Source organism: Lysinibacillus sphaericus (assembly GCF_006864135.1).
Lineage (GTDB): Bacteria > Bacillota > Bacilli > Bacillales_A > Planococcaceae > Lysinibacillus.
In genome coordinates this window covers 1-13,509 of sequence record NZ_SADV01000007.1, presented here as the reverse complement: position 1 = coordinate 13,509, position 13,509 = coordinate 1, and the positions used below count along the sequence as shown (strand labels likewise).

The following is a 13,509-nucleotide window of genomic DNA, read 5'->3' as shown; positions in this document are numbered from 1 at the left end:
AATAGACATTTGCATTCATTACATCGACATTTGCTCTTTAACCTTAAATTCCGATAGCAATCATTCAACAACTGTATTCATCCTTTTTATTTTACATGACGTTTCAGGATAAAACATCCATAATTTGTTCTATAGAAAAAGAGAGCTACCCAAAGTATAGGGTAGCCCTCTGATAAGAATCATTATTTCGCATCAATAGAAAGCGGTAATTTCGCCTCGAACGCTTGTTGTAATTTACGAGTCCATTCACCAGGAACTCCAGCACCAATTTTGTTACCATCCACATCGATTACAGGTGTTACTTCAGAAGATACAGATGACACAATGATCTCACTCATTGATAATAAATCAGCCTTTGTCATTGGTTCTTCAATAACAGGTAAATTAATTTCCTCAGCACATTTTAAAATAACTTGGCGTGTAATACCGTTTAAAATAAAGTTATTTGCAGGGTGTGTATAAAGCTTACCATCTTTAATGCCGTAAACATTTGCTGATGAACATTCTGTTACGATGTCCCCACGATGTAAAATAGCTTCATAGCAACCTTTTTCAGATGCTTCTTGTTTTGCCAATACAGCACCTAATAAGTTTAAAGATTTAATATCACAACGTAACCAGCGAATATCCTCTACTAAGGTAGCCTTAACACCTTTTTCAAAGTTTTCATATGAACGCTCACCAGTTTTAACATTCCCTGTTAATACAGCTGGAACACTTGCATCTGGGAAAATATGATTACGAGAAGTTGTACCACGTGTAATTTGGAAGTAAACATGACCTGTTTCCAAATTATTTTTTTCGATAAGTTCATGTAATAATTTGTGTAATACGTCTTTAGTATAAGGAATGACAAGACGAATTTTTTCGGCACTCGCATAGAAACGATCAATGTGTTCTTGTGCTGTGAACATATTTCCGTTATAAACTTTAATTACTTCATAAATGCCGTCACCAAATTGGTAACCTCTGTCTTCTGGAGATACTGTAATTGATCCTTCTTCAACGATTTGATCATTCCATAATGAATATGCCATTTGTTATGTTCATCCTTTTCATCTTTAATTTATTTGTTTCCTGCAAGTTCAACAATCGCTTCAGCATAAATTGCTGTTGCTTTAATGAGATTTTCAACGACGACAAACTCATCCGCACGATGCGCTACATCAGGTTCACCTGGGAACAGCATGCCAAATGCTACACCCTTTTTCATGACACGTGCGTACGTACCACCACCTGTAGAAAGTAAAGGCGTTTCATAATCTCCTGTTTGACGTCTATAAATATCTGCTAGAGTCTGGATAAATGCATCGTCCTCGCTTACATAATGAGGCTTTGAGTCATCCTGAATATCCAATGAAAATCCTTTCGCCACAGCTAAGCGTTGTGCTTCCGTGATTTTTTCATCAAATGGATATGTGACAGAATAGCGCATGCTAATGACCATGCTACCACCTTTAGTCACATCAAAAGTTATAATACCTGGATTCAATGTAGTTTTACCAGACATTTCGTCCTCAAATTGTAAATTAAGCTTGTTGCCATAATGGTCTTGATAAAAAACATCTGCGGTAAAGTCGACAAATTGTTTACTTGCCTCTGTCGTCAACTCTTGTTGTAAAAATGCTGTAAGATAAACAGCTGCATTGACACCTTTTTCCGGCTCCATTGCATGGGCTGCTTTACCTTTGATAGTTATTATATAGCGAGAACCCTCGATTAATAAAGAGCCTTCTAGCTGATTTTTGCTTAAAAATGTGTGAAAATTCTGTTCGAATTGTGGGGAAACGAACTGCACCGTTGCTTTTGCAAAATCCGGTACCATATTTGGTCGCTTTCCAGCATTAAATAGTAATAGCTGTTCTTTCGAAGCATCGCCTGTTTTATTTTGAGAGAACACTAGCTCTGCAATGCCTTTTTCAGCATTGATGAGCGGGAAATCCGCATCTGGTGCAAATCCAATCGCCGGCATTTCCTCATGTTTAAAATAGTGGTCGACACAGCGGAAGCCAGTTTCTTCATCCGTACCGATTATCATACGGATTCTTTTATTAAGTTCAATGCCTGCATCTTTGACAAGTTTCATGGCCATCCATGCTGCAATTGTTGGGCCTTTATCATCTATTGCACCACGAGCAAATAGCTTACCATCAGCTACAGTGCCACTAAAGGGTGGGTATGTCCAATTTGTTTCATCACCAGCGGGTACCACGTCAACATGACATAAAATACCTAATAAATCGTCACCCTCACCCATCTCTATGTGACCTGCATAATTATCAATATTTTTAGTTTGCAAACCTTCAGCTTGGCCCTTTGCTAATAACCATTCAAGAGCCTTTAATGGACCATCACCAAAAGGTACTTCAGTAGTGATCGTCTTCTCATCGAGAACACTATTAATTTGCACAAGCTCCTGTAAATCTTGTATCAATTCATCTTGTCTTTCCTTTGCAGCTTGTAACCAATCCATATGATGTACCTCCTCTAAAGTAATAACATTATTCTACTCTTTACAACATAAATTACAATCATCTTTCTGACAACTTTTCAAAATCTTACTTCGAACACTACCACATATAGCACGTTCTTCACTTATTCCCACAAAATACTGTGAAAATTTTATGTCTTAATTGTAAATTCCTCTTGCATTCACTAGAAAACTGACTTGTTTTTCTATATAATGAACTTATCAGAACAATTTTTCTGAATATAAAATTAGAAAAGGGGATGTCTAAGGCAGCTACTTATTAGCCTAAGTGCACTCCGCACATATTGTCGTCCGCTAGTCTTTGCCAAGAGAATTAAGATGAAGGAGTGGTTCATTTATGAAACCAACTACTGATCGAATGCTTAATCGTATTAAAGATGTGTACATGTTTATTTTAGACAAAGGAACCGTGTCTACACAGGATTTAGTCGAAGAGTTTAGTATCACTCCTCGCACCGTTCAAAGAGATTTGAACGTGTTAGCCTTTAACGATTTGGTGATGAGTCCAAGTCGAGGCAAATGGACAACGACGAAGAAAAAAGTAAAAATGACGTCTTAGTTTTTACGTGTAACACGTAAAGCATCTTGTATGGAAAAAGAATGACCTTTCGTCGTGGTCATTCTTTTTTTGTTTTCTACTATTCACCCTATCATCTATACCTCTAAAAATTAGATAATAAATATTCACAAATTCCGAAATTTCATGCAAATTATTAACACAGCATTTAATAATTTTTATAGATGTTCCTGCACATTAGAGGTTTTCTGTTCAAACCACCACTCTAAAAGATTACTGTATTTTTATAAAATTTGTTTCCTCATCGTTAACTCTGAATATTTTCCCACTATTTACAATTGTTTAACAATCCGTTAAAATCGAAACATTCTTCATTTCGAGAGGAGGATTCTATGAAACTTCCCAAACTGTTTCATCCACTAGTTTGGATTATTTTAGGAGGAACTATTTTCACACGTATTGCAAGTTTTATGGCAATGCCCTTTTTAGCAATTTACCTACATAATGAGATAGAAGCATCCCCTTTACAAATAGGTTTGACGGTTGGTATTGCACCGTTAATCTCCACTGTAGGAGGGTTCTTCGGTGGTTATTTAACAGACCGCTTTGGTAGAAAAAACGTCATTTTACTTACGATTATTGTTTGGAGTATTGTGTTCTTTGGCTTTGCAACAGCACAAACGATTTGGTTCTTTGTAGCATTGAACGCCCTTAATGGCTTATGTCGCTCCTTCTTTGAACCCTCAACACAGGCATTAATGATTGATTTTACTCCTGCAGATAAACGAAAAAGATTATATTCGTTTCGTTACACAGCCATTAACATAGCGGCTGTAATCGGCCCTATTATTGGTGTTTATATTTCTCAATTGTCCAGCCCAAGTATTCCATTCATGCTGACAGGGACTATGTATATTATTTACGCCGTATTTTTATTTTTCGTGTTAAATCGCTATGAAATGCAACAACCAAAAGCTTCAAATCCAACTAAAATACTGCAAACCTTTACGATTCTATTTACGAATCGTGTATTACTAAGCTTTATTTTCGGGGCAATTTTAATAAATATCGGTTACTCTCAATTTGATTCAACACTGCCACAAATCATTGAACTTAAAATTGAAGATGGAACCAAGCTTTATTCTCTACTAATCTCACTAAATGCAGCAGTTGTGTTATTACTACAATTACCGATTAGTATACTTTCGGAACGTTTTTCATCAACAGCTACTCTATTAGTAGGGATTTTATTCTTGGCATTTGGTCTTTTATTATTCGGCTTCTCAACTAACTATTCGTTATATATTATTGCTATGATTATATTCACGATTGGTGAAATTTTCGCCTTTCCAACTATGAGTGTCATGATTGATGAAATTGCGCCTGATACACAAAAGGGAACCTATTTAGGAGCAGCTCAATTTAAAAATTTAGGAGGATTTATTGGACCAATTATTGGTGGGTGGCTGTTAACACATTATATGAATGCAATGTTTGCGGTCATTGCTGTTCTAGTTTTATGCAGTTGTATATTTTATAGATCCAAGCTTAAACCGCAACAGGAATAAAGCGGCTCATCACCATAACGTGTCGTTGATATCCGTTCCGACTGAGCGCTTTGTTGCAGCCGATGAGCCGCTTAGGACTACAGGTGTTTTTTGTGCGAAAGCGGTGTAACGTAGCGGCAGCAACACGATGTTGGTCACGTAGGCGTTATCACAGGACGTGAAGGATTTAGCCTTCGCTCCTCTATGCTCGCTCCAGGGTCTGATGCCGATCCCTAAGGAGTCGCCAAGTCTTCACTCCAATCAACTTTTATACATAGCATCTGTTTTAACAAATGTCATACTCAGCTTTTGGTGATGAGCCAATATAATGTAAGAAATAAGTCTTTTACGGATTTTAACTTCCGGCAAAAAATCGCTCCATTTCTATAAGCGAATCTCAAGCCTATCAATTATGCCTCGGCAAATTGCGTTCGGAGGCTTTAACTTCTTGCTTGGACTCACTAATAAGAATGGAGCGAACATATAATGTTATCCTTAAAAATTTGAAGTGGCATTAGCTTTCTTTATTAGCAGGAGCTTCTGCATAACTGGTGTATTGGTCTTTACCAGCATTTTTCGATTGATACAACGCCTTATCTGCACGCTCAAATAAGCTTCTTTCTGACTCATCTGGATGAATGCAAATAGCTCCGCCCATACTGACTGAAAGTACAGACCATCTATCAATAGAAACTTTATCCTCACACTTCAAGTGATGAATTTTCTCCAAAATGGAATTTGCTAATTTTTCCATACATTCATCCTTCGTATCATATAAAACAATGGCAAATTCATCGCCACCAAATCTTACAACAAAGCCTTTTTTTCCTACTTCTTGTTTTAATGTTCTTGCTGTTTCAATCAAAATTTTATCACCTTCAACATGTCCAAACCGATCATTTACTTGTTTAAAATTATCTAAATCTAACAGCAATAAACCAGGTTGATTCGTCTTTCTTTGTCTTAATAACTTATCCATTTTACTAACATAGGTAGCACGATTATAAACATTTGTTAAAGGATCATAGGTTGCAAGATGAATCGTTTTGGAAAGGAGTTTGTTGATGACTAATAGCATGATGAAAGAAGTTACTAAGGCAATATAAAGCAATACTCGAAACTGCTTTATATTTTTAGTTAGCGCTCTCATTTCTGTGAAATTACCATATTTCACATATACAACTCTTCTAGAGGATTCTCCCCGAACCGCTTCCGCTTCGTATGGTATAAAACGGTATTTTTCAATATAACCATTTTTAAACTCCGTTTGATATTCCGTTGGCTTCATCGTTTTTTTTGCTAGCTCAAAATGCTCTTGAAACATTTTCGATTTATCATTTACAGTTATTTTTTTTGATTTAGAATCATCAAAGAAAACACCACCCGCATTTATCGTTTGTACTTCTAACAAATTTGCATATTTATCTATTAAATAGTCAGCAGTTTTTCCGAAGTTAAAAGTTTGGAATACAGGATCATCAAGTAAGTCGATACCTACCTCAAATAAATATTTCTTGTCAGGTGTTGCTAAATAGCCAAATTTTCGATATCCCCCAGTAGTTGTTGAAATATCTATACCATCAGTGTAGTATTCTCCACTTGCTCGACGTTCGTCTAGTAAAGTAGAAAAACGGTGGCAACATTCTGAAAAAGCTAATCCTTTATCTTTTTCAAAAGTTGTATAAATTACGGTATTTGATTGGTCGAGTATGTACACGTCCATTTCATTTTCGCTTTTTATTTTCTGTAAATCCCACTTCGCTATATGTGGATTTTCCTTATAATAAGTAATTAGTTTTCGTAGTACTTCTTCCATTTTTTCAGAGAGATTTTTATCAAAATAAAAATGTGCATTATCTACAGCCTGCATATCCTTAAGAATATGGTTTTCAATTAATGTTCTATTCATGACTTCTTGTTTTTTTATATCTTCAGTAAGTATTTGCCTATTAACGTAAAAAATAACACCAACTAATATTAATGCAAAGGCAAATAAAGATATTAATAATTTAATTCTTAGGTTTTTCATTAACTTGTCCTCTACTTATTTTCACCATCAGATTTTCTGAAACATTTAGAGATTTAATAGTACGATAGACTAAATAGCTTTTTACACAAAAGTTATATCAATTATACAGTTACCGGTATAACTATGTATATAAAAAATGCCTCGATACTAATCAATGTTAGCATCGAGGAATTCCTTAATCCCTATTTTGTAAGCAAGCTAGTTCTTCAGCCGTTAATTCTCGATATTCACCTAACTCTAGATTGTCATCCAGCTTTAGGCTACCCATCGATAGGCGTTTTAAATACGTTACACGTTTACCAACAGACTCAAACATACGCTTCACCTGATGAAACTTACCTTCTTGAATTGTTAACTCAATTTCTGATTGCTGAGCGGATTTTAATATGATGAGCTCTCCGGGTTTTGTTACATAACCATCGTCTAACTCAACACCTTGAGCAAATTTCTCACAGTCATCCTCAGTCACAATTCCTTCTATTTGTGCATAGTAAACCTTCGGCACATGTTTTTTAGGTGACAATAAATTATGTGCTAATATGCCATCATTTGTGATCAACAATAATCCCTCTGTATCTTTATCTAGGCGACCTACAGGGAAAGGCTGAAAATGTTGGTGTAATGGATCTAACAAATCGATGACAGTTTCATCTCGTAAATCTTCCGTTGCAGAAATAACTCCAGGAGGTTTATTCATCATAAAGTATACAAACTCTGTATAGTTCACACGTTCACCAAAAACAGAGACATCCTGCTTGTCAGGATCAACATGTAATGCTGCATCCTTCGCATATGCGCCATCTACTGTCACTGCTTTTTGCTTTAGAAGCTGCTTAACTTCCTTGCGTGACCCGTAACCCATATTCGACAGTAATTTATCTAAACGCATTAGTACCTCCTATTTAAGTCCCAGTTTGTTTGTAATTCTTGTCAATCGTTCACCGAGAAGCTTTTGTGCTAAGCCTAGGCGTAAAGACAAATAGCCATATACTGCTACACCTACTCCAGCACAAATAATAGAATAAACTAATGCAGAGAATTTACTACTTACTGGCCCCATTAATAACACTAAAAGTTTATGAACGATTAGTACACTTACCGCCATTGCCGCTGTCAAAAGAGCAATGAGCATGACACGACGAATAACCATTTCTGATTTATAGTTCAGTGTTTTTCTTAACACAAGCATATTAATGATAATTGAAACACTATAGCCAATAGCTGTAGCAAGAAGTGCGCCATCTGCCTCCATCCAACGAATTAACGGAATGTTAATCGCTAGCTTGACGAAAATTCCAGTTAATAAGCTTAAGACAATCCACTTTTGGAAGTCAATGCCCTGTAAAAGAGCTGCCGTCACTTGGAATAATGCAAATAAAATAGCAACAGGTGCATAATGGGCTAAAATCATAGCACCCATCTCACTTTCAGTATAGAGCATAAAGTAAATTTCATTCGATAACAATGAAATTCCAACTACCGCAGGCAATGTAATAAAAATTAATATTTGATATGTTTTATCCATTGCATGTCGTAACGATAAATATTCACCTTGCGTAAAGTACTTTGTAATCGTCGGTACTAGTGCCGACGAAAAACCTGTAGCTAACATTACCGGGATAATAACTACCTTTTGTGTTGTAAAGTTAATCATTGATAAATACTTATCCGTTACTTCCGCTAAGCCTATAGATATCATAGCTCCATTAAATGTTAGCATATCTACTAATTGGAACAACGGATTGGCTACGCCTACAAATACCATTGGAATTGAATACGTAATTACTTCTTTATATATGTTGGACATTGGTAGCTGTGTAGACGTCACACTTTGACTGCGCAGTAAATCAAATTCAGGTTGATACTTCTTCCAATAATAATAAAGTACTAGCAACCCACCAATTGCCCCAATAAATGCAGCAAATACTGCAAAGGAAACAGCTGTTTCTGGTTTCCCTTTGAAAACTACCACAACTAAGAAAGAACCACCCAATAACACAACAATACGAACAATTTGCTCCACTAACTGAGAAACCGCTGTAGGCTCCATTTTGTCATATCCTTGGAAAAATCCACGCCAGAGGCTCATAAATGGTACGACAATTAGCGCAAAACTAACCCAGCGAATAACTGAAGCAATTTGCTCTACCGTAAATGCCTGTTCATCACTTTTAATAACAAGCCCCGCTATTGGCGTGGCTAATATAAAGAGAACAATAAACGCAGCTAATCCAGTACACATCATAATAAGTATGCCAGATTTCATCAGCTTGCGGCCTGATTGGTAATCACCCAATGCATTGTATTTAGAAACAAACTTGGATACAGCAATTGGCGCACCTGAGATGGCTATTGCTAGCATTATCGAATAGGGAATATATGCATATTGATAGAGAGCAACATTTTCCTCACCCACAATCGCATAAAAAGGAAAAATATAAATTAATCCGAGCACCTTCGATAAAAACATTCCCATTGTTAATATCGCAGTACCTTTCATTAAATTGGACATCGTACCCATCCATTCATCGTAAAATCAATATTTTCATTACCGTAACACTTATAAAATATTTACTATTAAAGGTATTTGTTTCCATACAAGCATAACCTGATTCTTGAACAGTCCTTTCTGCTACCTTAGCAGTTTCACTGGTTGCCTGAGCGGTTTCTTCCGCTACTCGAGCACTTTTACAGGATTGTTTCAAACGTAGCTTTCTTTAATACTACCGCCATAAAAAATCAGCAAAACAACTAGAAAGCATAACATCGCAAAATATTAAATAAGTAAACCATCTGTAATCTTAACATATTTATAGGTAAACAGACGCACAAATACATTAAAAAGTTCTAGAAGCTCTATAAAAAAATAGTGGTTGTGCCCTTCCCATAGAAAGTAGAAGGCTCAAAATAATCGGTGGAGATTAAGAAAACCCCCACCGATTAATGATACTGCTCTATTTCATATCTACGAAAAATTGTTTATACCATACTAAGAACACATAGGCTGTCCAAATATAACGTCCACGATTTGCTTTTTCTTCATAGTGCTCATCAAGGTAGCCTACTAATTGTTTTGTATCAAAGAATTCATTGGCAAAGTCAGTTGTAAACATTTCTTTTACCATCTTATAATACTTTTCTTCACGTAGCCAGTGACGAATTGGTACTGGGAAGCCAAGCTTTGGACGTTTTGCCCATTCTTCAGGTAATTCCTGATGTGCAGCTTGACGAAGAACGTATTTCGTATCAATGTCATTTACGCGATATTTTGATGGAATGTTTTTCGCTAATTCCATCACTTCTTTATCTAAAAATGGAACACGTAATTCAATAGAATGGGCCATACTCATTTTATCTGCTTTTAATAAAATATCGCCTGGCATCCAAAGATTTAAATCAAGATACTGCATTTTAGTAACATCATCATCGCCTGGAACCTCATCGTAAATACGTTTTGTAATCGATTTTACAGATGGCCCATTTTTATAGTCTGGTTTCAAAACATTTAATGCATCTTCTTCGTCCCATACAACCGCTTCCCCAATGAAGCGTTCTTCTACGGTTTGACCACCTTTAACAAGGAAGTGTGTATATTGATTTTTAGGTAACACCTCTGCTAAGCCACGTAACGCTTTACGAATACCAAATGGAACTTTCTCATATTTTTGCATTTTGCCAGAGTTTTGGTACCATGAGTAACCACCAAAGATTTCATCCGCACCTTCACCTGAAAGTACAACTGTTACATCCTTCGATGCTAATTCAGAAAGGAAGTAAAGTGGTACAGAAGATGGGTTTGATTGTGGCTCGTCCATATGCCACTGAATTTTTGGTAATGCTTCAAAACACTCATCTGCCGAAATATATTTACGCTCATTTTGAATATTTAATGTATCAGATAAATCTTTTGCTAAATTTGTTTCATTAAACATATCCTCATAGTCAGAGAAACCAACAGAGAAGGATTTATCAGGGCGTAATAATGAAGTAATATAACTTGAATCAATACCACCTGATAAGAAAGAACCAACTTTTACATCACTTATTTGATGCGCATCTACTGATTCTCTTACTGTCGTACGAATTTCTTCTACATATTTTTCAATTGGAGCTTCTTGTGCATGGAATTTTTTATCCCAATACTGCACAATTTGCTTTTGTCCATTTTGAATAAGCATATAGTGTGCTGGTTGTAATTTGTACACACCTTTAAAGAACGTTTCGTCCATTGAAGAGTATTGGAACGTCAAATACGGACGTAGCGCATTTTTATTTAATTCTTTAATAAATGATGGATGTGGTAAAAATGATTTAATTTCTGAACCGAAAATAAAAGTACCATCTGTAGTGTTTTCTGTATAATATAGTGGCTTAATACCAAAGCCATCACGAGCGATGAATTGCAAATCTTTCTTTTTATCCCAAATACAGAATGCGAACATCCCGCGAAGCTTTTTGACAAATTCTACGCCATATTCAACATAACCATAAATAATAACTTCACTATCAGAGTGTGTTTTAAAGTTGTGACCTTTTTCAACCAAATCAGCACGTAGCTCTTGGAAGTTAAAGATCTCTCCATTAAATACGAGAACTATGTTACCATCCGCACTGTACAACGGCTGATTTGCCACGTCTGATAAGTCGATAATACTTAATCGACGGAATCCTAACGTTACTTTATCATCACTGTGAATCCCACCGCTGTCTGGTCCACGGTGAATAATTGTATTCATCATATTTTCGATCGTTTGATGATGATCGATAACATTTGTTCCATTAATATAGCCTATAAATCCGCACATTCTATTTTTCACCTCATAATTTAGTGCTTAACCTTTACCATAATAGCATGAAAAGACATTCATTTCATACAGACAATACAGATATAGCAAAACTTTCAACAGTAAGGTTCTCCTACACTGATTATTTGTTCAAACACCGAGCACATTATCTCTCGAAAATACCTCAATTTCCCTTCAAAACTTTACACTCGTAAGCTCTTCACCGTAACTTTTGGATGACATTGTGTTAAAACGTATGCCATGTGTATAAGTTGATTGTAGTGGAGACTGGGCGACTCCTTGGGGATCAGCGTCACAGATGAGACCCTTGAGCGAGCAATGCGAGTGAAGCGGCTCATCGGACGCCCCCAGGAAAGCGCCCAGTCGGAACGGAAATCAACTCCACGTTATGGGACGAGCTACTTAAAGTAGAAGATAAAGCATTATAAAATACTTTTGTTTTATTTTCAATGTGAAAGAAGCCCCTCTATATAGACTTCATGTATAATAGGAAAGATTCCTAATTTGATAAGAAAGTGAGTTTAAATATATGTACGATGTTATCGTTATCGGTGGTGGCCCATCCGGTTTAATGGCTGCTATCGCTGCTGGAGAGCATAAAAAGAAAGTATTATTACTAGAAAAAGGGACGAAACTGGGCAAAAAATTGGCCATTTCAGGCGGTGGTCGCTGTAATGTCACAAATCGTTTACCTGTTGAAGAAATCGTTAAGCACATACCTGGGAACGGCCGTTTTCTTTACAGCCCATTCACGGTTTACAATAACGAAGATATTATCGCATTTTTCGAAGGACTTGGCGTGGCATTAAAAGAGGAAGATCATGGGCGTATGTTCCCTATGTCTAATCGCGCGCAAGATGTTGTAGATGCACTTATTCGTCAGCTTCAGAGGCTACATGTTGAAGTTCGCTTAAACACACCTGTTAATAAACTTCTAATGGATGAGGAAAAAATTCTTGGGGTACGTCTTACAGATGGCACAGAAATTCGTAGTAAGGCGGTAGTCGTTGCCGTTGGTGGGAAAGCTGTTCCACAAACAGGCTCAACGGGAGATGGTTATCCATGGGCAGAGCGTGCTGGCCATACAATTACAACTCTATTCCCTACTGAGGTTCCTGTACTATCAAAAGAGGATTTTATTCAAGCTCGTGAGCTACAAGGACTTGCTCTAAGAAATGTCGCTGTCTCTGTTTTAAACAAAAAGGGCAAGGTGCTCGTAACACATCAAATGGACATGCTCTTTACTCATTTCGGATTAAGCGGTCCTGCTGTTTTGCGTTGCAGTCAATTTGTCGTGAAAGAATTAATGAAAACCGGTTACGAGCCTGTGACAATGCGTATTCAAACTCTTGTTGATTATAATGAAGAAACGTGTCTGCAATATTTAAACAAACTCATTAAAGAAGATCCAAAAAAAGCGGTGAAAAATGTTTGGAAAGGAATTGCACCTGAAAGCTGGCTGCTATTTTTATGTGAACGTGCAGACATCGATGTACAATCGACAGGTACTGAATTATCACAGGAAAAAATCCGCAATTTAGCTAAACTACTCGTCAATTTCACAATGACAGTTAGTGGTACGCAATCCCTTGAAAAGGCATTCGTCACTGGAGGTGGCGTTTCTGTTAAAGAGATTGAACCAAAGACAATGGCTTCAAAGAAAAAAGCTGGTTTATTTTTCTGCGGAGAAATACTTGATATTCACGGCTACACAGGTGGCTATAATATAACGTCAGCACTCGTTACAGGACGTATTGCAGGGATGAATGCAGCACTATAATATAATCTGTATCGTCTGACTTCTATCAGCGATTTTTCAGGAGTTATCGGCGGTTTCGAGTCTTTTATCAGCAGTTTCCTACGGCTTATCAGCGATTCTAAGTCTTTTATCAGTGATCTTCTGCGACTTATCAGCGATTCTAAGTCTTTTATCAGCGATTTCCTGCGGCTTATCAGCGATTCTAAGCCTTTTATCAGCGATCTTCTGCGACTTATCAGCGATTTAAGTTACTTCTCATCATATAAAAAGCGTGCCCCAAAACGGAGGGCACTGAAAAACTTACGTTTTCATAAAAGCGAACCTTTCTCAGATAAAAATAAGGCACTTCTTGTTCGATTTT

The 13,509-nt window shown here is 36.7% G+C and carries 9 protein-coding genes; 3 read left to right on the top strand and 6 right to left on the bottom strand.

All coding sequences use genetic code 11. The features are described 5' to 3' along the window. Window positions 1-182 precede the first annotated feature (182 nt). Both dat and pepV read right to left on the bottom strand, forming a co-directional pair. The gene (gene dat / locus C7Y47_RS10460) at window positions 183-1,037 is read right to left on the bottom strand and encodes a D-amino-acid transaminase (protein WP_142508741.1); all 855 of its coding nucleotides are present in this window, start codon (window positions 1,035-1,037) and stop codon (window positions 183-185) included. A gap of 29 nt (window positions 1,038-1,066) precedes the next feature. Then, window positions 1,067-2,473, bottom strand: coding sequence for a dipeptidase PepV (gene pepV / locus C7Y47_RS10455; RefSeq protein ID WP_142508740.1), 1,407 nt, complete (start codon window positions 2,471-2,473; stop codon window positions 1,067-1,069). Between the two features lie 355 nt (window positions 2,474-2,828). On the opposite strand from pepV, the gene C7Y47_RS10450 reads away from it, so the two are divergent. Both C7Y47_RS10450 and C7Y47_RS10445 read left to right on the top strand, forming a co-directional pair. Then, window positions 2,829-3,050 carry a DeoR family transcriptional regulator gene (locus C7Y47_RS10450; protein WP_036118795.1) on the top strand — a complete coding sequence of 74 codons (222 nt, stop codon included), beginning with the start codon at window positions 2,829-2,831 and terminating at the stop codon, window positions 3,048-3,050. Between the two features lie 350 nt (window positions 3,051-3,400). Beyond that, a complete protein-coding gene (locus C7Y47_RS10445; protein ID WP_142508739.1) occupies window positions 3,401-4,576 on the top strand; it encodes an MDR family MFS transporter in 1,176 nt (391 codons plus the stop codon). A 493-nt stretch (window positions 4,577-5,069) separates the two neighbouring features. On the opposite strand, the gene C7Y47_RS10440 is transcribed toward C7Y47_RS10445, so the two are convergent. From C7Y47_RS10440 to asnB, 4 genes are all read right to left on the bottom strand, one after another. Further along, window positions 5,070-6,584: a GGDEF domain-containing protein gene (locus C7Y47_RS10440; protein ID WP_142508738.1), complete on the bottom strand. Its 1,515-nt coding sequence runs from the start codon at window positions 6,582-6,584 to the stop codon at window positions 5,070-5,072. 175 nt (window positions 6,585-6,759) lie between these two features. Next, the gene (locus tag C7Y47_RS10435) at window positions 6,760-7,473 is read right to left on the bottom strand and encodes a pseudouridine synthase (protein ID WP_142508737.1); all 714 of its coding nucleotides are present in this window, start codon (window positions 7,471-7,473) and stop codon (window positions 6,760-6,762) included. 9 nt (window positions 7,474-7,482) lie between these two features. Further along, entirely contained in the window at window positions 7,483-9,096 is a 1,614-nt protein-coding gene (locus C7Y47_RS10430; RefSeq protein ID WP_142508736.1) for a putative polysaccharide biosynthesis protein, read from the bottom strand. A 442-nt stretch (window positions 9,097-9,538) separates the two neighbouring features. Beyond that, complete coding sequence (gene asnB, locus C7Y47_RS10425; RefSeq protein WP_142508735.1) at window positions 9,539-11,389, bottom strand: asparagine synthase (glutamine-hydrolyzing); 1,851 nt, start codon at window positions 11,387-11,389, stop codon at window positions 9,539-9,541. Window positions 11,390-11,918: 529 nt separating this feature from the next. Between asnB and C7Y47_RS10420 the strand changes: the two genes are divergently transcribed. Continuing rightward, the gene (locus C7Y47_RS10420; RefSeq protein ID WP_142508734.1) at window positions 11,919-13,169 is read left to right on the top strand and encodes an NAD(P)/FAD-dependent oxidoreductase; all 1,251 of its coding nucleotides are present in this window, start codon (window positions 11,919-11,921) and stop codon (window positions 13,167-13,169) included. Window positions 13,170-13,509: the final 340 nt, after the last annotated feature.